The sequence below is a fragment of the Paenibacillus pinistramenti genome (assembly GCF_005869875.1).
GTDB classification, from domain to species: domain Bacteria; phylum Bacillota; class Bacilli; order Paenibacillales; family Paenibacillaceae; genus Fontibacillus; species Fontibacillus pinistramenti.
The window spans coordinates 141,072-161,838 of the sequence record NZ_VAWG01000003.1 but is presented as its reverse complement, the minus strand read 5'-3'; the positions used below and the strand labels follow the sequence as shown (position 1 = coordinate 161,838).

Here is a 20,767-nt window from a genome sequence, read left to right as displayed (position 1 = left end):
ATTTTGAACATGAAAAAGAAAAGAACCGCCGGTGAATCCCACCGGCGGTTCTGCTTCATGAATTCTTTTCCAAGTTTAAGCCCTGGCTGCAGAGACTTAGATTTTGAACTGCTTTACGGCTTCTCTAAGCTCGTCCGCTTGACTGTTCAGCTGATTGATGCGGGTGAAGAAGGACTCCATTTCCTGACGCTGGGTGATTGAGGAAGTGCTGATGTTCTTGATGTTATCCAGGCTTGCCGATGAGATCGATGCGCTTTCCTCGACCGATGCCGTAACCTCTTCCGTACCTGCTGAAATTTGCTGGGTAGAGGAGGAGATGCCCTGCATGGTCATGTTAATGCTTTGAATCCATTCGTCAAGCATCTGGAAAGCTTGTCCGGCTTCGCGTACTTTACCTGCGCCCGATTTGATCTGCTGGTTAACCTGGCCCATGGCCTGAACGGAATTGCCGGTATCCTGCCGGATCTGCTCAAGCGATTCGCCGATTTCCTTCACGGCTGTACTTGACTGCTCGGCAAGCTTTCTGACTTCACTTGCTACGACGGCAAAACCTCTGCCATGCTCCCCTGCCCGGGAAGCTTCAATGGCCGCGTTGAGCGCCAGAATCTGAATTTGTTTCGTGATTTCGTTAATTGTGCTCGCGATCTCGGTAATGGCTTCTGAACGGCTGTTCATCTGCCGCATATAACTGAGAGACTGCTCGGACGCGGATTCAATCAGACTCATCTGCTCAACGGCTTCCTGAGCGAGCTTATTGCCCGTATCGGCTTCGACGGAGGCTTTGCTCATACGTTCTGATACTTCTGCTGAAGAAGTGGCTATGTATTGTACACCCTGCGAGATTTCTTCCATGGCTCTTGCATTTTCTGCTGAAGCTATTGAGATCATCTCACTGCCGTTTTGAATTTCTTTGCTTGCTTCATTGGTTTGTTCCTGAACAGACTTAATATAATCAATACTGCGGCTCATCTGGGCACTGCCCTGAACCACCTGCTCCGAGGTTGAAACTACGCTTGCAATCATTTCTTTGAGCGCGCCCGACATTGTGTTGAAGCTGGTGGAGAGCTGCGCGATTTCATCTTTGCCTTTAACTTTGATTTCCTCGGTGAAGTCGCCTTCTGCCATTTTCTGCGTTGCGCGGGACAGCTGACGGAGCGGTCTGGAAATACTGCGGCTGATCCAATACCCTGAAGCAAGGCAAGTTACAATGACGATCAGGGATAACCCGGTGCAAATCCAGCTGATCTGGGCACGCTTCGCGGTTACAAATCCGGCATCAATACCTACCGCCATTACCATTTCGGAGCCCGGCACGGACACGTACGCGGTTTTGTGAGTTCCGAACTTATCGGTATACAAGTCGCTGAGCTGGATATCGCTGCTGGAGAGAGCCTTCTTCATCGCAGACTGCAGCTCGATTTGCTCTTTGGCTTTCATCTCCGAATTGCTGTCCGCAGCCAGCACGATGGTCTGGTTATCCTGGACTTCTGCCAGATAAGCCGTTTCAAGGTTAAATTCCTTGATTTTGGTGTCAAAATACGATTGAATCGTATAAATGGAGTTCTCGCTTCCGCCTTCGACCTGCTTGGCCTGCATGCTGTTCAAGTTCTTATAGATGTCCTGGGCGCTGGTCTGGAGGACTTTGTCAAACTGTGGCAGTACATTGTCATCTATGATTTTCATAGAGACATAGTAGAAGCTTAAACTAAAGAGAAGTGATGATAAGACGATGATCAGGGTGAACGTGACCATAAGTTTCATGGAAATAGATTTCATAGAAAACATTTATTTCTCTCCTTCTCATAGGTATGCGCTGATAGTCCTGGGTCATTTTTCGTAAAAAAATGATAACCGGATCAGCTTTTGTTTATTTTATAGCAAAAAAATCCAATATGGAATGAAAATTTTACAAATTTTCTTCTTTTTCTGAATTATTATCGAAAAATCATGAAAAACATCACATCTCCTGTCATATCTTAGCCCTTAGGCTCGTTTGCTCAGGAATGCTGTCCTCTGCTTCTATGCGCAGCCTGTATTTAGTACTAGATAGAAGGAACTACGAAGGAACTACAACGGCACCCGGGAGGAATTAACCGAATGTTTAATTTATGGTGGGGCGTATGGTTTGTATTCGTCAACTTTGTCTGTTTTGTCTTGTGCTTCCGTTTATTCGGCAAGAAGGGGCTTTACGCCTGGATCGGCATTGCTACCGTTATTGCGAACATTCAAGTGACCAAAACGATCGAAATTTACGGCATTGCGCTGACACTCGGCAATACGATGTATGTGAGCGTATATATGGCCAGCGATCTGCTTAACGAAAAATATGGAAGAGCGGAAGCCCGCAAAGGGGTATGGTTCGGCTTCTTCAGTTTAATCGTGACTACGGTCCTGATGCAGATGGCCCTGAAATTTCAGCCGGCTCCTGACGGCCAGTCCGTTCAGCAGTCCATGGAATCGATATTTGGTCTGCTTCCGCAGCTTGCCGCAGGCAGTCTGACCGCCTATTTCGTCAGCCAGCTGCTTGATGTGAGCCTGTATGCCTGGATCAGGAATTTCTTTCCGAAGCCAAACCAGCTTTGGATCCGCAACAACGGCAGCACGATGATCAGCTCCTTTGTTGACACGCTCATTTTTTGCACGATTGCGTTTTGGAATTATGATTTTCCCATCTGGTTTGAAATTCTGCTGACGACCTATGCGATCAAATTTATTCTTACAGCGGCGGGAACACCGGTTATGTATATTGCACGCAGTTTTCATAAAGAGGAGGATGCAGAGAATAAGGGGGAGGCGGCTGCCGAGGGATAAATACGAGGGACAGCTTACGGTTATGGCGATGTAAAAATAGAACGGAATAAGCCCAGCACCAGCCAAAGGATACTCCCTTGGACTGGCGCTGGGCTGATGGTTCTTAACAGCTAACCGCTGATGACCTTTAATGGACCGTTAAATGACCGTTAAATGACCGTTAATTGTTTAGGGTAACGGGTCAGCACAGATACGCCCTGCTCGGTGACGAGCACGTCGTCCTCGATGCGGACGCCGCCTTTGCCCGGCAGATAGATGCCCGGCTCAACGGTAAAGACGTTGCCGGCCTGCAGCAGGTCCTGATTGTCTCCGTGCACAGACGGATACTCGTGGACATCGATGCCGAGACCGTGGCCGAGCCGGTGCAGGAAGTAAGGGCCGTAGCCCGCATCCGAAATGACCGCCCGGGCTGCCTGGTCAATGGAGCCGAAGGTGACGCCCGGCTTGATGGCTGCGATGGCGGCTTCATTAGCGGCCAGCACGGTGTTGTAGACGCGGGTCAGCTCATCGGACAGATGGCCGACGGCAAAGGTGCGGGTGATATCGGAAGCATAGCCGGCGGCATATACGCCGATATCAAACATCAGCAGATCACCGGCCTGGATTTGGCGGGTGCCCGGCACGCCGTGCGGCAGAGCCGTCTTGTCCCCGGACAGCACCATAGAGTCAAAAGAAGGGCCGTCTGCGCCCACCTTGCGGATCTGGTATTCGATCTCGGCAACCAGCTCGTTCTCCGTCATCCCGATTTGGACTTTAGCCAGTCCTTGTTTGAGGACTTCCTCAATCAGGTTGACGGCATGCTGCATTTTCTGCACCTCTTCAGGTGACTTAATGACACGCATGCTTTGGAGCCAGTCCCCGACATGGCGGGCCTCATTAAACTGAAGTTCAGCCTGAAGCGCCTCGTAACGGGACACGGTCAGGTTGTTCTTCTCAAGTCCCAGCACGCCGGCTTTCCCTTTAAGCGCCTGCTTGAGGATTGCGTATGGATTGTCCGTATCGGAGTGGGTGAGAATGGTGTCCACATCGCTGGCTGAGCGCGCAGCAGCCTCATCCAGCGCCGGAACAAGGAGAAAGGGCTGTTCGCCGCGCGTATAGACGGCACCCAGAAACCGCTCATGCGGATTGCTTGCAAAGCCGGTCAAATAATAAACATGCTTCGGGTCGGTAATCAGGAGCGTATCAATGCCTGCCTGAGACATGTGCTGCTCGAGCCGTGACCATTTTTCGTTCATTGTGTAAATCCCCTTTATTTGGACTGTTGAGCCAGCCTTCTGATGGCTTCCTCCGGCTGCTCTGTAAACATGCCGCCATGGTAACAAAGGATCCGCTCAATAGCAAGCGGAAGGAACTTGGTCATGGACTGCATGGCAAGCTCCATATCCGGGGTGAAGGGCTCATTTGGACCTTTCAGTTCCCCATCTGCTGCATTCAGTTCATCTGCGGCAAGCAGCAGCTTCTCCTTCGGCAGGTAGAAGGACAGATGCCCCGGCGTATGCCCCGGTGTGTGAATCACCTGCAGGCCGCCGTGCAGAGACAGCTCTTCTCCATCCTCCAGGAATCGGGTAACCTTCATTTCTTTCAGATCCTTAGACAGGCCTTCGATGAGCTGCCGCATCGCTTCAGGCATGGAGGCCAGGCGTTCTGCACTCATTTTCAGAAAAGGCTTTCTGCCTTCAATTACGTCGCTGTCCTCCTTATGGGCCCATATTTCAGGACGGGACGGGAGAGAGGCCGCAATTGCCGGCAGATTGCCGATGTGGTCAATATCCTGGTGAGTCAAAATAATGCGCCGAATTTCATTCCAGTTCACGCCAGTCTCCTGAACCGCTTCCTGAAGCTGCTTCAGTGTGCCCGTCATACCGGTATCAATCAGGGTGGCACCTTCTTGTTCGTTCCACAGCAGTACAGGATGAATCGGCATCCCGTTATGCTTAAGGCTCAGGTCGTAAATGCCTGGGGAAAGTTCTTGAATCATGATCTTACTCCTTCTCATGCTGATGGTTCACTTCGGGACTTATTATATCAGAAGTTACATACTTTTGCCCGGAGCCTCCGCATAATCAGCGGCAATCTGGCAGATGACTATAACAGGTTTAAACAGCTGACAGGTTTGAAGACCTGCCGGCGGAGGTATAAAGCAGTAAGTCCAGAACTCACTTTGCCAAGGGAGGTGAGAATCCAGATGGAACAGCAGCAGGGCAAGGAGAAAGAGAAAGAGAAGGAGAAAGAGAAGGAGAAGCAGAACCTGCCGGGAGCCGCAGGCATGGATCAGCCGGAGCAGTACGCTACAGAGACGGAAAGCTTGTTTGACAAGTTCGAAAGCGAGCAGAATGTCGATCCGATACCGGTCGAGGACCTGAACGAAGAGAAGAAGGAAGAGCAGGACAAGGAGAGCACCAAGCACCATTCCTCCAGCGCTAAAAAATATATGACCGGCTTCGAATAAGCCGGGCCGGTTAATAGCCGCAAAAAAACAGATCAGGAAGCTCCGCCGGAGGAAGCTTCCTGGTCTGTTCTTAATATAAAGCCTATGATCCCTCGATCCGGATTACCGGTTGTCGACCTTCTCCGGATACAGATCATGGTTGAACAGCCGCTGCTCGGCCATCTGCTCATATTTGGTGCCCGGGCGGCCGTAGTTGCAGTAAGGGTCGATGGAAATGCCGCCTCTTGGCGTAAATTTGCCCCATACTTCAATATATCTCGGCTCCATCAGCTTGATCAGGTCGTTCATGATAATGTTGACGCAGTCCTCATGGAAATCGCCATGGTTGCGGAAGCTGAACAGATACAGCTTGAGCGATTTGCTTTCCACCATTTTGATGTCGGGAATGTAGCTGATATAGATCGTCGCAAAATCCGGCTGTCCCGTAATCGGGCACAGGCTTGTAAATTCCGGGCAGTTAAATTTGACGAAATAATCCCGGTAAGGGTGCTTGTTGTCGAAGCTTTCGAGCACTTCCGGAGCATAGTTAAACGGATACTTTGTGCCCTGGTTGCCGAGCAGGGTAAGGTCCTGCATTTCTTCTTGCTTTCTTCCGCTCATGTAGGGGAACCTTCTTTCAATTGGTATAGTCTTAGCGTCAAACGCCTCTTTTGTTGCCCCAAATCAGCGCGTGCAGCTGGGGGAGAACCCGGACCCGGTTCAGCTCAGGCCGGTCCATCACCTTGCTCACCAGCTCTTCATAACGCTGCAGCAGGAACAGGGCATGCTCCTGAACGTCCATCCGGGTGGTGTCGGGATTGCCGACCTGCAAATACAGCTGGGCCTGCGGGTAGCGCTGATGCAGCTGGACCGCGTATTCGAGATCCTTGTCATCAAACACAACGATCTTCATACTGTAATCGTAAGGGCGGGGGCGTCTTGCGAGCCTTACGACAATCTCGTCCAGCTTCTCGTAATTCGTCTCCATGCCGGAGCTTGGCGGCTTCGGCGACAAGGTCACCTCATCAATGTGCTCCAGCCAGTCCTGCCAGCGGGAGCCCTGCGTTTCTACCGCTGTAGAAATGCCTTTCTCCTGCAGCAGGGCCACCAGGCTGCCGAGCTGCGGCAGCAGAGCCGGGTTGCCCCCGGACAGCGTCACATGGGAGAAGCGGTCGCCGCCAATCTCGGTCAGGCGCTGCCAGATATCCTCGGCGCTCAGACGCTGGATCTGATCCTTGGCGCTGCCGTCCCAGGTAAAGGCGGAGTCGCACCAGCTGCAGCGGTAATCGCAGCCGGCCGTGCGGACAAACATCGTCTTCTGCCCGATGACCATGCCTTCGCCCTGGACCGTAGGGCCGAAGATCTCCAGCACGGGGATCGTGGCAGCTGCGGAAGCCGGAATTTGGGGAGTCAGGCCGTCGCTTGCAGAAAGCTCATGAAGCTCGTGATCTGTTATAGAGTTCATGCCATCATCCACTCCCGTCTGATCTCCGCATAGCTGGTCGGCGTTTCAAACAAGCGGACAAACTCGGTCCGCGCCTCGATCATGCGGCCTTCCGCATTCGCCTGCTCCAAGGCCTGCTCCATTTGCTCATACAGCCAGACGACCATATTTTCCGCTGTTGTATTCATTGGAGGAAGTGTTTCGTTCAGATAGCGGTGGTCCAGATAACCTTCGATTTCATTCTTCCAAATGTCTTTAATGACGCCAAAATCCACGGTAATGCCGGTCTCATCCGGCAGTCCGCTGATTCCGAACACGACGGTATAGGTGTGTCCGTGCAGGTTCTTGCATTTGCCCTCATAAGCGTGCAGATGATGCGCGGCATCAAACGTAAATTCCTTGCTGACGAGCACTCTGCGGTTGTGGTAGCGCAGCTGCTCTTTCGTAATATCGCGGCCCAGCTGCTGAAGGGATTCTACGATGCGGAATTCGCCTGCTGTCCGTTTCGGCTGGTTCATAAACGCACTCCTTCCGCGCGTGCGGACAGGTAGCGGTCAAGCCCCGCCTTGCGCAGCTTACAGGCCGGGCATTCGCCGCAGCCGCCGCCGATTACGCCGTTATAGCAGGTAAGCGTCCGTTCGCGCACGAAATCAAACGCGTTCAAATCGTCGGCCAGCTGCCACGTTTGGGCTTTGTCGAGCCACATGAGCGGCGTATGAATGACAAACTGGTAGTCCATCGCGAGATTCAGCGTGACGTTCAGTGATTTGACAAAGGTGTCTCTGCAGTCCGGGTAGCCGCTGAAGTCGGTTTCGCACACGCCGGTAACCAGATGTCTGGCACCGACCTGCTTGGCCATCACCGCTGCAAAGCTGAGGAACAGGTGGTTGCGCCCGTCTACAAATGTATTGGGCAGGCCGCCTTCCTCTTGAGCGATTTCTATATCGCTCCGGGTCAGGGCATTTGCTGTCAGCTGACCGAGCAGGCTCATGTCGAGCACCGTATTTTTAATGCCAAGTTCTTTGGAAATGGATTTGGCACATTCGATCTCCAAACTGTGGCGCTGTCCGTACATAAAAGTGACCGTCTCCACTTCGCGGAACTGCTGAATGGCCCAGTACAGGCAGGTGGTGCTGTCCTGGCCGCCGCTGAAGACGACAACTGCTTTTTCATCTTTAAGCATAATAAAAACCTCTCCTTCAAGGATCATGTCAAACGCCGCCCGAAAGCGGTTCGTCTGCAAAAATCAAAGAGAGAGGGTTCATGAACTTCATGTCTACGCAAAAAAACAAGCCCTGGTTCAGGTGAACACAGGCACTAATTAGTTTTTTATAGAGGGAGTTCTCGAACCTCTCCCATGTCTGTATACATGGATTTGTCTTCGGTTGTAAGGCGGGCATTCAAGCTGAGGAACACACGCAACGGCTATTATAACACAAGCAGGCCTCCGCTTGAAGGGTTATTATGCTTTTTCATAGAATTGCCTTTAGTATTATCAGGTCAGGCTCCGAATCTTTTGCGGTAGCCGCATCTTCTGCACAGATCCTCAACCGCTTCCCGTCTGGAGAAGCCGTAGAACAGGTTGTTCGCCCGCTCGCTTTCCACAATTTCAGAGAAGCTGCTCTGCTGCACATTTCCGAGGTTAATCACGCCTTCGCCGTCCAGGCAGCAGGGGATAACGGTTCCATCCACCAGCACGCCGGCCTGGGTGCGGAGGCCGTGACAGAAGCCTTTTCCATCGTCCTCAGGTGCGTTTAGGCTCGGCCACTGGAATTCATAGTCCTGGTTCAGGTAAATGTTATGGGCGATCTTCACGCCCTTGCCGGGCTCTACCTTCTCTTCGATTCTATAATCGAGATGGAATTCCTGCTCCAGCAGCGCGAGCGTCTCGCGGTTTCTCTGCCGCTGGGCGTTGGTGAGATTGTCTTCGGTCAGATTCCACAGCCGGAAGGAGATCAGGATGCCCTGCTCGGCCGCAGCGCGGGCGAACTGCAGGACGGAACCCACGTAGCCTTCCCGGTTCTCCGAGCCTTCATGGCCGTCGAAGCTGTGGAGGGAGAAGTTCATCTGGCGCAGGGCGGGTTTGCCCAAAATTTTGGCCCCGGCCTTGTGCAGCAGCGTGCCGTTGGTTGTGATATTGACTTTAAAGCCCTTCTCATGGGCCGAATCCAGCAAAAGGTCGATCTTCGGATGGAGCAGCGGCTCCCCTTTAACATGCAGATAAATATGGCTGGTGTGCGGTTTAATTTGATCCAGAATGTCGTTAAACATTTCGGGCTTCATAAAATTGGCTTTACGTGCGGTCTGGGGGCAGAAGCTGCATGCCAGATTACACACGCTTGTGATCTCGATATATACTTTCTTGAATGTTTTCAAATGGATAATCCCCAATCTGCTAGTATGGCCTGTCCATCTATTTTACCTGTCCATCTATTTTATAGGAAGGGAGAGCTAATCATCAAGCCATTCAGTCCGGCAAGGTGAAGAGAGGCGATTATCTGCTGCTCTGGATCGTAAGAGCCGGCTGGAACGAAAGAAATTACTCAAAACAAGTCGAAAGTTGTAGAAAATAACAAAAAAGAGGTCGAATATTACGGGTACTCGTAGTATAGTATAGGATAAGAAATTCCTTCCAGGATTACATATGCAGCAATACGCCTCGTTGCAAGCCAGTACAAAGCTTCGTCAAGACTTACACCATTTGGAGGAGTTGTCATGGGGAGTTTTAACATTCAGATTCTGAAAGCATGCAAGACGATGAAGATTCAGGTTCAAGGCGTGTTCTCACCGGAGGACGGGAAAGCTTCCATTGAAGATTATCATCAGTATATAGCGGATATTCATGTTCCGGATTATACTCTGGATCTGGACTGCAGTCAGCTGGAGGTATCTGCTCCGGAATCGCTTCCCCACCTGGGGCACTGCTTTGAGCTGTATAAGAAAGACGGCTTCAAGAAAATTATTTTCCGGCTTTCGGACAATCCGATTCTTAAAATGCAGTTAAACAGTCTTGCCCGGGCAACAGACCTGACAAATTGCGAGTTTATTGAAGGGAATGCAGAGTGTGAAGCTAGCTAGACAGCGGGATTGAACAGCTGGGTTAGCTGGATTATTAAGCAGCAGATTATAGGTACAAAAATAGAAGCAGCGAATTTAGCCTTCATAGGCTGATTCGCTGCTTTCTTCTTTTCCGCTCCCGTTAAACTTCTATTTGTTAAACTTCCTTACGGCAGTGCTTATTCCGATTACCGCGCCTCGGAGGCTGAGCCGGTTCGTGACAACAAGGCGCTCTTCCAGTCGTTATAAGCGCTCCAGGCGGCGCCTTTATCGAGCAGGCTCTTGCAGATGTACAGCCCCTCTTCAATGGAACCTGCCTTCTGGGCAAGGTGCAGCCTCACAGCCCCATTCAGCAGAGTCTGATTATAGAAGGCCATATGCCCTTCCCCTCGGAGCACCTCTTCTGCCGTACGCAGCTGCCGGGCAGCCGTCCATTCGACCTCCGGCACCGGAGTATCCAGGCCCAGCAGTTCGGGATCAATAACATCCATGGCCGCTTCTTCGCCATCCACCAAATAGACCCGGGTAGCCCGGTCGATGAACAAATCCTCCGAGCCCTCCATGCCTTGCACGACCAGCGCCTTTCTGTACCCGAGCTTGATCAGCAGACGGGAGGTCCGGTCAAACACGGTGTTATGAAAGATGCCAATAGTCATGTAGGGAGAGGAGCCGTAATCGACAAGCTTTTCAGCCGTGTTAAAAATAGTTCGCATCCCCAGCTCTTCACGCAGAGAGCGGAGGGACGCGAGTCTCGGAGACCAGTTCTCCGCATGGACGTAGAGGACACCGCTTGATCGGGCGGCCGTAATGAAATCCTCCGGCGTCAGTCTTCCCGCGTCAATGTCGGCAGCTCCCAACAGGTCATACAGGGTAATGCCCCACTTGGGAGGCAGCGGAGCCGAGCCGTGCAGCGTAACAGGAAGACCGGCGGAGGCGAGAAGAAAGGCGGCCGGGAAGGTGGAGATGAAGGAGGACTTCCTGCCGTCATAAGGGCTGGCGAAGTCTATATTTTCGGGAAAGAGCCGTTCATGTCTGGCGTGTGCCCGGCACGCGTGCACAAAAGCTTCCAGCTCAGCAACAGACTCAAGCTTGATGCGCTCTGCCGCCAGGAAAGCGCCTGTCTGAGCCGGCGTAGCTGCGCCATTCAGGATGCATTCGGCCGCATGCCTGGCATCTTCATAGCTTAGATCGCGGGCACCCCGTTTACCGCGCGCTATTTCTTTTAAATGATTAATCATGAGATGAGCATCCTCCTCATTAGGGTTTGTGCAGCAGCTGATAGGCTTTGACGATCGAGGTTGCTACATCGACCATGCGTTTGCGTTCGTTCATTGCCTGCTTACGGAGGAATTCATAGGCCTCCGATTCCGAAATGCCGCGCATCTTGGAGAGAATGCCTTTGGCCATGTCGATCCATTTGCGCTCCTCCAGCTTGGAGAGCAAATGCTCGCGTTCTTTCGTCCACTGCTGCCGGGTAAAAAACAGCCTGGCGCTGAAGTGCAGCGCCCAATGAATCTCCGCGGGCTGCATGGAAGGCGAAAGCAGTCCGTCAGCCGTAAAGTCATCTTCACAGGCATCCGCGGACAGGTCGGCCGTCTGCTCGCAGCACCACCATAATACAGGGGCAGCCTTGTGCAGCATAAGCTCTTTGCGCCACTCTACATATTGAGAGATGGGGACAATGAGCAGGGAAGCATCGGCGTCCGGAAGCAGCGGAATCGCTGCCTCCAGTCCATCCGCAGCGCTGACCTGGTAGCCGCTCGCATGCAGGAGCTGTTCCGGAGAGGCGGTGCCGGAAGGGGAGCCTGGGTTATTTTCCAAACGAGACAACCTGCTTTTGATCACTAATAGGGAGTGCATGGTCCGGTACTCCTTTAGTTTAATTATGTAACATTATATAACATGACTTGGCGAAGTCCAGTAAATTTTGGATAAAAAATTTTTATATGTCAGAAATCTTGACGTTCGGTTTGCCTCCATGTATAGTCATGGCTATAAATGACTTGCACGGATACAATGGCGTATTCGTTCACTCAGGGCAACGAAGCCTGTTTCATTCACAAGGGAGCATTATGCATGCTTGCCTCGGGATGATGCAGGCTTTTTCTATTATCCAGATATCAAGAGACAGGAGTTGGAGGAGATGAAACAAAAGCTGGTGCTTGTCGGGAACGGAATGGCCGGCCTCAGGATGCTGGAGCATCTGCTGAAGCTGGCGCCGGAGCGTTATGAAATTACCATCTTCGGGGCGGAGCCTCACCCCAATTATAACCGCATTATGCTCTCGTCTGTGCTTGCAGGAGGCGCGGATCTGAAGGAAATTATTATTAATGGCCTGGACTGGTATGAGGAGCACCGGATTAATCTCTTCCTGGGGCATACCGTCAAGGAAATTGATACGGCTGCGCGCAAGGTGATCTCCGACCAGGGGACAGAGGCCGCATACGACGTCCTGGTGCTGGCAACCGGCTCTGATCCGTTTATGCTGCCGCTGCCCGGGGCAGAGAAAGAAGGCGTCATCGCTTTCCGGAATATTCAGGACTGTCAGACGATGATCGAGACCTCCGGCAAATACAAGAAAGCCGCCGTCATTGGAGGAGGACTGCTCGGACTCGAGGCGGCAAGAGGGCTGCTGCATCTGGGAATGGATGTATCGGTTGTGCATATCCATCCTTATTTAATGGAGCGCCAGCTGGATGAGGCGGCTTCACGCATGCTGCAGCGGGAACTTGAAGCCCAGGGCATGAAGTTTCTTCTCTCCAAACAATCGGAGGCTGTCCTGGGCAGAGGAAGAGCCAAAACGCTGGCCTTTACGGATGGCGAGCGGGTCGATGCCGATCTTGTTGTTATGGCGGTCGGGATACGTCCAAACGTGGAGCTTGCCAAGCGGGCGGGACTTTCCGTCAACCGCGGTGTCGTCGTTAACGACTTTATGGAGACGAGCAAACCGGGCATTTATGCGCTTGGAGAGTGCGCGGAGCACCGGGGGATCGCTTACGGCCTGGTTGCGCCGCTTTATGAACAGGGAGCAGTGCTGGCCAAGAAACTCGCGGACGTTGCTACGGAAGGCTATGCCGGATCGGTAACCTCTACCAAGCTGAAGGTATCCGGAGTTGATGTGTTCTCAGCCGGCTCCTTCAGGGAGCAGGAGGGAGCCCGGGTGCTGAAATTCCAGGACGAGGTGGAAGGCGTCTACAAGAAGCTTGTCCTCAAGGATGACCGGCTGGTCGGAGCCGTTCTGTTCGGCGACACGAGTGACGGAGCGGAGCTCTTCTCTCTAATGAAGAAGGGAGAATCCGTTGCCGGAAGGGAGAAGGAGCTGCTGCTTGGCGTTTCTGCCGGCACCCTGCCCAAAGGGGGAGGAACAAGCAGGCTGGAGGCTTGTGCGGATGACGAAATTATCTGCGGCTGCAACGGGGTCGATAAGGGAACGATTGTCAAATCGATTCAGGAGCAGGGCTGTACAAGCGTGAGCCAGATCAAAGCCTGCACCAAGGCATCCGGCTCCTGCGGAGGCTGCAAGCCTTTAGTGGAAGGGCTTCTTCAGATTTATGCAGGGGATGCTGCGGTGAACGTGAAGGAAGGGATGTGCGGCTGCACCACCTTGACGCGGGATGAAATCGTCGGGGAAGTCAAGCGCATGGGGCTGAAGACGATTAAAGAAGTGATGAATGTCCTGGGCTGGAGCACGGAAGAGGGATGTACCAAATGCCGGCCGGCTCTCAACTATTACCTCGGCATGCTGTGGCCGGAGGATTATATCGACGAGAAGGAATCCCGGATTACGAATGAACGTTATCATGCCAACATCCAGAAAGACGGCACCTATTCGGTGGTTCCGCGCATCTATGGCGGTGTTACTTCTCCTGCCGAACTGAAGAAGATCGCCGAGGTGGCGGAGGAGTTCGAAGTTCCGATGGTCAAATTCACCGGCGGACAGCGCCTTGATCTTCTCGGCGTCAAGAAGGAGGACCTGCCGAAGATCTGGGAGGCGCTGGATATGCCATCCGGTCACGCCTACGGCAAGACGCTGCGGACGGTCAAAACCTGCGTGGGCAGCACCTTCTGCCGCTTCGGCACCCAGGATTCGATCGGCATGGGCATCCGGCTGGAGAAGGAGTTCGAGCGGCTGAATACCCCGGCGAAGGTCAAGCTGGCGGTCTCCGGGTGTCCGCGCAACTGCGCGGAAGCCACGATCAAGGACTTTGGCGTTGTGGCGATTGACGGGGGCTGGGAGCTGCACGTCGGAGGCAACGGGGGCGTTCATGTCCGGGCAACCGATCTGCTGTGCGTCGTTAAAACGGAGGATGAAGTCATCGAGTGGTCTTCAGCGTTCCTGCAATACTACCGGGAAAATGCCAATTGGAACGAACGCACCTCCACCTGGGTGGAGCGGGTAGGGCTTGAGAGCATCAAGAACGCGCTGGAGAGCAGGGAGGAACGGCTCGCTCTAAGAGACCGAATCCGGAATGTGCTCGATCTAACCACGGACCCGTGGAAGCAGATCATCAGTGAACCGGAGCTGCGGAAAAATTTCGAGCCGCTGGCCAGCGACTCAGCAGTCTGATAGATAAACAGAACAGAAGAGAAAAGAAAAGAAAAGAAAAGAAAAGAAAAGAAACAGGTTTATCAGGGAGGGAAACGGATGATGGAGACGGTAAAAATGCTGGTCGGATCGGTTTCGGAGATTGACCCGAAAGGCTCACGCAAAATCAAGGTAGGTAACACGGAGGTGGCGCTGTTCCGTCTGTCGGACGGGGAGATTCTGGCCGTCGAGAACAAGTGCCCGCACAAAGGCGGCATGCTGTCCGAGGGGATGGTGTGCGGCCGGACCGTTCATTGTCCGCTTCATGACTGGCGGATTGACCTGCGCAGCGGCGCCGTTCAGGAGCCAGATACCGGATGTGTAACGACTTTTCCGGTTGAGATCGACCGGGAGTCGGGGCTTGTTTTTCTGACCGTAGAAGAGGGCTAGATTGAGATGACCATTGATTGGAGGGGCATAAATGGACTACGTGAATCCCAAAGAGGTGCTTCAGAATATGATTGAAGGCGGCCAGGCGAAGGCGGAGCTTACGGCCGGAGAGCTGCTGGTCCGCGGCGCTTTGGGCGGTGCGATCTTAGCCTGCGCGACAACGCTGGCCTTCACGGCTTCTGCACAAACGCAGATTCCGGTGGCGGGTGCCGTTCTTTTTCCGGTCGGGTTCATTATGATCGTGCTGCTGGGACTTGAGCTGGTAACCGGAAGTTTTGCGCTGATTCCATTAGCGGTGCTGGAGAAGAGAACGTCGCTGTCCCGGATGCTCCGTAACTATTTATGGGTTATTATCGGGCACCTTATCGGCTGCCTCGCCTATGCGGGACTGGATGCCTTGGTGCTTACCAAGATGGGTCATGACATGAGCAGTCCGGTTATCCAAAGCATCATCAGCGCCAGCGAATCCAAAACGACGGCCTACAAAAGCCTGGGTGGTTCCGGTTTGGAGCTGGTGTTCGTGAAGGCTATCCTCTGCAACTGGATGGTAACGCTGGGCGTTGTTATGGCGATGACCTCCAAATCGACTTTGGGAAAAATAGCGGCGATGTCTCTGCCGATCATCACCTTTTTTGCCCAGGGATTTGAGCATGCGGTTGTCAATATGTTTGTCATTCCTGCGGGGATGATGCTTGGCGCGCATGTCAGCATGGGCGACTGGTGGCTGTGGAACCAGCTTCCGGTGCTGGCGGGCAATTTTATCGGCGGAGCTTTATTTACGGGAATTCTGCTGTATGTGGCGCTGGGCCGGGGCAGAAATAAGTTTAAGGAAGCAGAAGGGACCCTGGTGAAGACCGAGCTGACCGGATTAAAGCTGGCGGGGACGGAGGAACAGGCATGAGAAATCGAAAAGGATGCGGAATAGGCTCTGGAGCAGGATCAGGAGCAGGACGGGTGTCCATCGTCGGTGCAGGACCGGGCGATCCTGAGCTCATCACGGTTAAGGCGCTGCGGCGGATTCAGGAGGGGGATGTCATCCTGTATGACAGGCTGGTGAACCGGGAGCTGCTGGAGGCTGCCAAGCCGGGCGCGTTAAAAGTGTACTGCGGCAAGGCGCCGGGCCGCCACGCCATGTCACAGGACCAGATCCAGGAGCTGATCCTGGAATACGCGCTTTCGGGAAAGCACGTCGTCAGGCTGAAGGGCGGGGACCCCTTGGTGTTTGGCAGGGGAGGGGAGGAGGCCTTGGCTGCTGCGCGGGCCGGTATCTATTATGAAATAGTGCCGGGAATCACCTCGGCTCTGGGAGCGGCCTCATCATCGGATATTCCGCTGACGCACCGCGGCATATCTGCCTCCTGCGCTTTTGTTACCGGAAGCCGCTGCACCGGCGGCAAACAGGAGGTACGTTGGGACCTGCTATCCGGAGCAGTCGATACCCTTGTCATCTACATGGGAGTCGGGGAGCTTGCAGGTATCTGCCAAAGCCTGCTTCATCACGGCAAACCTGGAGACACGCCGGCAGCCATTATCGAGCGGGGGACGACCAGCCGCCAGCGAATCCTTACAGGGCGGCTGGACAATATCGATAAGCTGGCTGCCGCCATGCAGGCTGAGAATCCCGCGCTGATCGTGATCGGCGAAGTGGTCAACGTTCGGGCGCAGCTGCTCCAGCTGCAGGATGAGCGGTATCATCAGACGAGCTGAGGATTTTAGAAGTAGACAGGGCATGGCGACATGGCCTGTTTTTTTGCGTAAAGAGGCTTGCCGCGGTGCGATTGAACGATACAGCTTAATTGAAAGCTGTGTTTAATCAGAATGTTGATTCTCAGATCGATTAAAACCGGCTTTCAGCGGCGGTCAATTTATCTAATGTGCCCGCTAATAACAACGAAAAAACTGGATGATCCGAGAAATGTTGGGGCTCCCTTCTTTTTATTATCCCGCCACAATAACACGTGTTATAATCAGATTGCAGCTGACAGCAGGATGTACATAATACGGTCAAACATCATTTTTGAGCTTAGGTGGGATAAACATGCATTTTACAGTGGAAAAGCTGGAACGCCGCATTAACGAGCTGGCCGGTCTCCGTTACCGGGATCACCAGCCGCTGGACACTCTTCGGATCATAACGGAGGACGTCTCCTATGAGGAAGCGCTGAAGAAGGCGGCCGACAGTCCGGCTGTCCGGGTCGGTGACCGCTGGGGCGGCAGAGACGTTTATGCCTGGTTTGCGGCGGAGCTGGATTTTCCGGCAGCCTGGAACGGGCAGGACGTTATTGGACTAATCAAGCTGGGCGAGACCGGCGGCGGCAACTGCAGCGGGTATGAGGCGCAGGTGTACTGGAACGGCGAAGCGCTGCAGGCGCTGGACCGGAATCACGGGGAGCTGTTTGTTCCCGCTGCTTCGGTGCAGCAAGGGAGCGCGCAGCTTGCAATCCGGGCCTGGAGCGGGCTGACGGCGCCGAATGGCGACCATGTGCCGTTTGATCACCGCGTAGACCGGCTGGAATTCGCCGTGCTGGACGAGGCCGTGGATGATTTGTATTATACGGCGCTTCATATGCTGCAGACGGTCAAGGTGCTGGATGACCGGGTGCTGGAGAAGCAGGCGATGGTTGCTGCGCTGGAGCAGGCTTTTGCGGTGATTGACTGGAGCGTCCGGGGAGCAGAGAGCTTCTACCGGTCCGCAGCAGAAGCCCGGGAGCTGCTGCATGCCGGACTGAAGGCCATTCCCCGCGGTCCGCGGCCGCAGATTACGGCGGTGGGGCACTGCCATATCGACGTAGCCTGGCTGTGGCGGCTGAAGCATACGAGGGAGAAATCCGGCCGTTCGTTCTCAACGGTGCTGCAGCTGATGGACCGTTTTCCCGAATATGTGTTTATTCAGTCCCAGCCTCAGCTTTATTCCTATTTAAAAAAGGATTTCCCCGAGCTGTACGCCAGAATCAAGCAGAAGGTCCAGGAGGGCAGATGGGAAGCAGACGGCGGCATGTGGCTGGAAGCGGACTGCAACATCCCGTCCGGGGAATCGCTGGTGCGGCAGCTTCTTGCCGGGAAGCGGTTTTTCCGTGAAGAGTTCGGTGTAGATAACAAGGTGCTCTGGCTGCCGGACGTGTTCGGCTACAGCTGGGCGCTGCCGCAGATTCTGAAGAAGAGCGGGATCGACTATTTCATGACGACCAAGATCAGCTGGAGCCAGTACAACCGGTTCCCGTATGATACCTTTACCTGGCGCGGGATGGACGGCACGGAGATTCTGACCCATTTCATCACGACGCCTGACAGCGACGGCAGCTGGTATTACACCTATAACGGCAATGTCACCGGCTCTTCGGTGCAGGGGCTGTGGGACAATTACCGGCAGAAGGACATTAATGACAAGCTGCTGCTGGCGTACGGCTGGGGCGACGGAGGCGGAGGACCGACCCGGGATATGATCGAAGCGGTGCGCAGGTATGAGGATATGCCGGCAGCGCCTCAGGTGAAACCGGGCGGGGCGGAGAGCTTTTTCAAAACGCTGGAGGAAAATGTACGGGACAAGGAACGTCTGCATTTATGGGACGGGGAGCTCTATCTGGAATACCACCGGGGCACGTACACTTCGCAGGCTTATAACAAGCGGATGAACCGGCGCATGGAGCAGCTGCTGCATCAGGCGGAGTTCGTGAACACGCTGGCCTTGATCCTGAACCCGGCACACAGCTATCCGGCCTCTTCGCTGGGCGAAGTGTGGGAGACGGTGCTGCGCAACCAGTTCCACGACATTATTCCGGGCTCTTCGATCCGCGAGGTATATGAAGACAGCCGAAAGGAATATGAGGCGGCCGAGCTGGAAGCGGTGCAGCTGATCCTGGATGGTGTGCAGGGGCTTGAGAAGCTTGAGAAGGCTGCCGGAGGGAGAATGGAAGGACCGATCGCGGAGGAAGAAATGGCTGCTGGAGATCCAACGGGCGGACCAGAGCGCGGACCGGCGGCTGTTGAGTTAACGGACGAGGATCATCCTGGCGGGAAGCGGCGGGCGTTCCGGGTGTTTAACGGGCTGGGCTGGCAGCGGTCTTTCCTTGCCGGGCTTGCACCTGAAGGCGCCGGGGCGGAAGCCTGCGGAGAGTGGAGCTGGTATACGGCGGAAGGCGAGCGGCTGGAGAGCCAGGTTCAGGCGGGCATTCCCGATACGGTTCTGGTTTCGGTGAAGGATGTGCCGGCCTACGGATACACGACGATTTACGGACAGCGGACAGAGCCTGCCGGTGCCAATACTGATGCTGCTGGAAAAAGCGCTTCTGAATGCAATCCGGACACCGGATCCGCAGACTGGCACATAAGCGAAAGCGAGCTCGAAACCCCGTTCTACAGCATCCGGCTGAATCCGGAGGGGCAGATCGTTTCCCTCATCGACAAGAGGGTGAACCGCGAGGTGCTTAAGCCGGGACAGCCGGCGAATGTGCTGCAGGTATTTGAAGATAAACCAATGAATTTTGATGCTTGGGATATCGATATTTTTTACCAAGAGAAAATGAGGGTTGTGAACGACGTTCAGGAGATTAAAGTGCTGGAGGAGGGCCCGCTCCGCGGCGTTGTTTCCTTTAAATATCATTACCTGAATTCCGTCATCTCACAAAAAATAATCGTCTACCGCGATCACCCGCGGATTGACTTTGTAACGGAAGCAGACTGGCAGGAGCACCAGCAGCTGCTGAAGGTTGCTTTTCCGGTTGAAATTCGCTCCACCAAAGCGACTTATGAAGTCCAGTTCGGCAATGTGGAGCGGCCAACCCACTGGAACACCAGCTGGGATTATGCCCGCTTTGAATCGGCAGCCCAGCGCTGGGCAGACCTGTCCGAAGGCGGCTACGGGGTGAGCCTGCTGAATGACTGCAAATACGGCCATGACATCAGGGGGCACGTCATCCGCCTGAGCCTGATTAAATCGGCGGTTTGGCCGGACGGCAGCGCCGACCAGGGCCATCATGCCTTTACGTATTCGCTGCTGCCTCATAACGGAGGCTGGTTTGAAGGCGGCACGCACGCGGCGGCCTGCGAGCTGAATGCGCCTTTAATGACGGTGCCTGCTGAGGAAGGCGTACAGGAGCAGGGCGGTCTGCCGGCTGAGCTTGGCATGCTGCGCATCAGTGCGCCAAACATTATGATCGATACGGTCAAAAAGGCAGAGGACAGCCAATCTGTTATCGTCCGGATGTACGAATATGCCGGCATGCGGCTGAAGGCGCCGCTGGAGCTGGGTGCCGGACTGGGCAGCATTTTGGCAGCCGAGGAAACAAATCTCATGGAGGAGCAGCCTATGCCGCTCGGCGTATCCGGGGCTGGAAATACGATCGAGCTTGACTTCAAGCCGTATGAAATCAAGACGGTACGGATTACCCTTGAACAATAATGCTGGCTCCCGGTGAACAGAAGTGAACCGGGGACATAAATGAAATAAGCTCCGAGCGCCTGGAAGCGGCCGGAGCTTATTTTTTTCGATAATCATGAAGAGCATTATTTAACTGTAACCGTTCCGGAATACATGTACATGCCGCAGTGAAACTCATAGGTCCCCGGCTCAAGATTGTCCAGCGTGTAATAATTGTCGCCTTTCTTGAGATACACATTCATGCCAAGGTCGGTAGAGGCCACATCTCTAATGCAGGAAATGCCTTTTGCTTTCTTGAAGTTGAGCTGGACGGGGGTCCCGGCCTGAATTTCAATATTGCTTGGATAGAAGCCGTCCTTCCTTACATCTACGGTGATGACCTGTGACTGTGCGCCCTGCTGCTGTGCTTCTGCAAAAACGGCCGTATCCGCCGGCGAATCGGGCATATGGTCACGGATATAGAAGAAGGCAAACCCTCCAAACAGCACCGCGATCAATCCAATGCTTACAGCCGGCCAAACTGACGTAAATTTCTTCATCTTTCCACTTCCTTTCCGGGTTTCCTGTAGGGAGAGGTTTCTCCCCCGCGCTACTTTAGTGTACTAGCTGTGCTTGTCATATATGAATATTTTACACATCTATTATCCGCTGCTTCATGCAAATGGGTTGTTAAAC

Annotated in this window: 19 protein-coding genes and 1 riboswitch; of the genes, 8 read left to right on the top strand and 11 right to left on the bottom strand. The window is 53.9% G+C overall.

Annotation, left to right across the window (positions count from 1 at the left end):
- Positions 1–96 precede the first annotated feature (96 nt).
- On the bottom strand, positions 97–1,761 hold the full coding sequence (locus FCN15_RS06355; RefSeq protein WP_238996536.1) for a methyl-accepting chemotaxis protein: 1,665 nt from the start codon (positions 1,759–1,761) through the stop codon (positions 97–99).
- A 336-nt stretch (positions 1,762–2,097) separates the two neighbouring features.
- Here FCN15_RS06355 and FCN15_RS06350 point away from each other — a divergent pair, with 336 nt between their 5' ends.
- Positions 2,098–2,811 carry a queuosine precursor transporter gene (locus tag FCN15_RS06350; RefSeq protein ID WP_138494165.1) on the top strand — a complete coding sequence of 238 codons (714 nt, stop codon included), beginning with the start codon at positions 2,098–2,100 and terminating at the stop codon, positions 2,809–2,811.
- A 149-nt stretch (positions 2,812–2,960) separates the two neighbouring features.
- Here FCN15_RS06350 and FCN15_RS06345 read toward each other — a convergent pair whose 3' ends face one another.
- Together FCN15_RS06345 and FCN15_RS06340 are read right to left on the bottom strand one after the other, a co-directional pair.
- Positions 2,961–4,046, bottom strand: a complete 1,086-nt coding sequence (locus FCN15_RS06345) for a M24 family metallopeptidase (protein WP_138494164.1) — start codon at positions 4,044–4,046, stop codon at positions 2,961–2,963.
- A gap of 14 nt (positions 4,047–4,060) precedes the next feature.
- Positions 4,061–4,789: an MBL fold metallo-hydrolase gene (locus tag FCN15_RS06340; protein WP_162515300.1), complete on the bottom strand. Its 729-nt coding sequence runs from the start codon at positions 4,787–4,789 to the stop codon at positions 4,061–4,063.
- Between the two features lie 207 nt (positions 4,790–4,996).
- On the opposite strand from FCN15_RS06340, the gene FCN15_RS06335 reads away from it, so the two are divergent.
- Positions 4,997–5,260 carry a hypothetical protein gene (locus tag FCN15_RS06335; RefSeq protein WP_138494162.1) on the top strand — a complete coding sequence of 88 codons (264 nt, stop codon included), beginning with the start codon at positions 4,997–4,999 and terminating at the stop codon, positions 5,258–5,260.
- 102 nt (positions 5,261–5,362) lie between these two features.
- Here FCN15_RS06335 and queF read toward each other — a convergent pair whose 3' ends face one another.
- The 5 genes from queF to FCN15_RS06310 form a co-directional block, all read right to left on the bottom strand.
- Entirely contained in the window at positions 5,363–5,860 is a 498-nt protein-coding gene (gene queF, locus FCN15_RS06330; protein WP_138494161.1) for a preQ(1) synthase, read from the bottom strand.
- A gap of 37 nt (positions 5,861–5,897) precedes the next feature.
- On the bottom strand, positions 5,898–6,704 hold the full coding sequence (gene queE, locus FCN15_RS06325; protein WP_138494160.1) for a 7-carboxy-7-deazaguanine synthase QueE: 807 nt from the start codon (positions 6,702–6,704) through the stop codon (positions 5,898–5,900).
- Positions 6,701–7,201, bottom strand: a complete 501-nt coding sequence (gene queD, locus FCN15_RS06320) for a 6-carboxytetrahydropterin synthase QueD (protein WP_138494159.1) — start codon at positions 7,199–7,201, stop codon at positions 6,701–6,703. The genes queE and queD overlap by 4 nt, the downstream gene beginning before the upstream one ends.
- Complete coding sequence (gene queC, locus FCN15_RS06315) at positions 7,198–7,866, bottom strand: 7-cyano-7-deazaguanine synthase QueC (RefSeq protein WP_138494158.1); 669 nt, start codon at positions 7,864–7,866, stop codon at positions 7,198–7,200. Before queC ends, queD begins: the two co-directional genes overlap by 4 nt.
- 132 nt (positions 7,867–7,998) lie before the next feature.
- Positions 7,999–8,042, bottom strand: a riboswitch (PreQ1 riboswitch).
- Positions 8,043–8,183: 141 nt separating this feature from the next.
- Complete coding sequence (locus tag FCN15_RS06310) at positions 8,184–9,059, bottom strand: radical SAM/SPASM domain-containing protein (RefSeq protein WP_138494157.1); 876 nt, start codon at positions 9,057–9,059, stop codon at positions 8,184–8,186.
- A 339-nt stretch (positions 9,060–9,398) separates the two neighbouring features.
- On the opposite strand from FCN15_RS06310, the gene FCN15_RS06305 reads away from it, so the two are divergent.
- Entirely contained in the window at positions 9,399–9,761 is a 363-nt protein-coding gene (locus FCN15_RS06305) for a hypothetical protein (protein WP_138494156.1), read from the top strand.
- A 167-nt stretch (positions 9,762–9,928) separates the two neighbouring features.
- Here FCN15_RS06305 and FCN15_RS06300 read toward each other — a convergent pair whose 3' ends face one another.
- Both FCN15_RS06300 and FCN15_RS06295 read right to left on the bottom strand, forming a co-directional pair.
- The gene (locus FCN15_RS06300) at positions 9,929–10,978 is read right to left on the bottom strand and encodes an anthranilate phosphoribosyltransferase (RefSeq protein WP_138494155.1); all 1,050 of its coding nucleotides are present in this window, start codon (positions 10,976–10,978) and stop codon (positions 9,929–9,931) included.
- A gap of 19 nt (positions 10,979–10,997) precedes the next feature.
- Positions 10,998–11,561, bottom strand: a complete 564-nt coding sequence (locus tag FCN15_RS06295) for an ANTAR domain-containing response regulator (RefSeq protein WP_238996535.1) — start codon at positions 11,559–11,561, stop codon at positions 10,998–11,000.
- Between the two features lie 322 nt (positions 11,562–11,883).
- Here FCN15_RS06295 and nirB point away from each other — a divergent pair, with 322 nt between their 5' ends.
- The 5 genes from nirB (at position 11,884) to FCN15_RS06270 (ending at position 20,113) form a co-directional block, all read left to right on the top strand.
- Positions 11,884–14,307 (top strand): nitrite reductase large subunit NirB, encoded by a 2,424-nt coding sequence (gene nirB, locus FCN15_RS06290; protein WP_138494153.1) that lies wholly within the window; start codon positions 11,884–11,886, stop codon positions 14,305–14,307.
- A 78-nt stretch (positions 14,308–14,385) separates the two neighbouring features.
- Positions 14,386–14,715 (top strand): nitrite reductase small subunit NirD, encoded by a 330-nt coding sequence (nirD, locus tag FCN15_RS06285; RefSeq protein ID WP_420819552.1) that lies wholly within the window; start codon positions 14,386–14,388, stop codon positions 14,713–14,715.
- A gap of 31 nt (positions 14,716–14,746) precedes the next feature.
- Positions 14,747–15,616 carry a formate/nitrite transporter family protein gene (locus tag FCN15_RS06280; RefSeq protein WP_138494152.1) on the top strand — a complete coding sequence of 290 codons (870 nt, stop codon included), beginning with the start codon at positions 14,747–14,749 and terminating at the stop codon, positions 15,614–15,616.
- Positions 15,613–16,422, top strand: a complete 810-nt coding sequence (gene cobA, locus FCN15_RS06275; protein WP_138494151.1) for a uroporphyrinogen-III C-methyltransferase — start codon at positions 15,613–15,615, stop codon at positions 16,420–16,422. Before FCN15_RS06280 ends, cobA begins: the two co-directional genes overlap by 4 nt.
- Before the next feature lie 331 nt (positions 16,423–16,753).
- Entirely contained in the window at positions 16,754–20,113 is a 3,360-nt protein-coding gene (locus tag FCN15_RS06270) for an alpha-mannosidase (RefSeq protein ID WP_138494150.1), read from the top strand.
- Between the two features lie 104 nt (positions 20,114–20,217).
- On the opposite strand, the gene FCN15_RS06265 is transcribed toward FCN15_RS06270, so the two are convergent.
- A complete protein-coding gene (locus tag FCN15_RS06265) occupies positions 20,218–20,631 on the bottom strand; it encodes a cupredoxin domain-containing protein (RefSeq protein WP_138494149.1) in 414 nt (137 codons plus the stop codon).
- Between the last annotated feature and the right edge of the window lie 136 nt (positions 20,632–20,767).

Bases quoted from the DNA above. Each gene is read 5' to 3' on its own strand.
- FCN15_RS06340 (WP_162515300.1), bottom strand. From the start codon at position 4,789: ATGATTCAAGAACTTTCCCCAGGCATTTACGACCTGAGCCTTAAGCAT.
- queF (WP_138494161.1), bottom strand. From the start codon at position 5,860: ATGAGCGGAAGAAAGCAAGAAGAAATGCAGGACCTTACCCTGCTCGGC.
- FCN15_RS06280 (WP_138494152.1), top strand. From the start codon at position 14,747: ATGGACTACGTGAATCCCAAAGAGGTGCTTCAGAATATGATTGAAGGC.
- FCN15_RS06300 (WP_138494155.1), bottom strand. From the start codon at position 10,978: ATGATTAATCATTTAAAAGAAATAGCGCGCGGTAAACGGGGTGCCCGC.
- queD (WP_138494159.1), bottom strand. From the start codon at position 7,201: ATGAACCAGCCGAAACGGACAGCAGGCGAATTCCGCATCGTAGAATCC.
- FCN15_RS06305 (WP_138494156.1), top strand. From the start codon at position 9,399: ATGGGGAGTTTTAACATTCAGATTCTGAAAGCATGCAAGACGATGAAG.
- FCN15_RS06350 (WP_138494165.1), top strand. From the start codon at position 2,098: ATGTTTAATTTATGGTGGGGCGTATGGTTTGTATTCGTCAACTTTGTC.
- FCN15_RS06335 (WP_138494162.1), top strand. From the start codon at position 4,997: ATGGAACAGCAGCAGGGCAAGGAGAAAGAGAAAGAGAAGGAGAAAGAG.
- FCN15_RS06265 (WP_138494149.1), bottom strand. From the start codon at position 20,631: ATGAAGAAATTTACGTCAGTTTGGCCGGCTGTAAGCATTGGATTGATC.
- nirD (WP_420819552.1), top strand. From the start codon at position 14,386: ATGATGGAGACGGTAAAAATGCTGGTCGGATCGGTTTCGGAGATTGAC.
- nirB (WP_138494153.1), top strand. From the start codon at position 11,884: ATGAAACAAAAGCTGGTGCTTGTCGGGAACGGAATGGCCGGCCTCAGG.
- cobA (WP_138494151.1), top strand. From the start codon at position 15,613: ATGAGAAATCGAAAAGGATGCGGAATAGGCTCTGGAGCAGGATCAGGA.
- queE (WP_138494160.1), bottom strand. From the start codon at position 6,704: ATGAACTCTATAACAGATCACGAGCTTCATGAGCTTTCTGCAAGCGAC.
- FCN15_RS06270 (WP_138494150.1), top strand. From the start codon at position 16,754: ATGCATTTTACAGTGGAAAAGCTGGAACGCCGCATTAACGAGCTGGCC.
- queC (WP_138494158.1), bottom strand. From the start codon at position 7,866: ATGCTTAAAGATGAAAAAGCAGTTGTCGTCTTCAGCGGCGGCCAGGAC.
- FCN15_RS06345 (WP_138494164.1), bottom strand. From the start codon at position 4,046: ATGAACGAAAAATGGTCACGGCTCGAGCAGCACATGTCTCAGGCAGGC.
- FCN15_RS06355 (WP_238996536.1), bottom strand. From the start codon at position 1,761: ATGAAACTTATGGTCACGTTCACCCTGATCATCGTCTTATCATCACTT.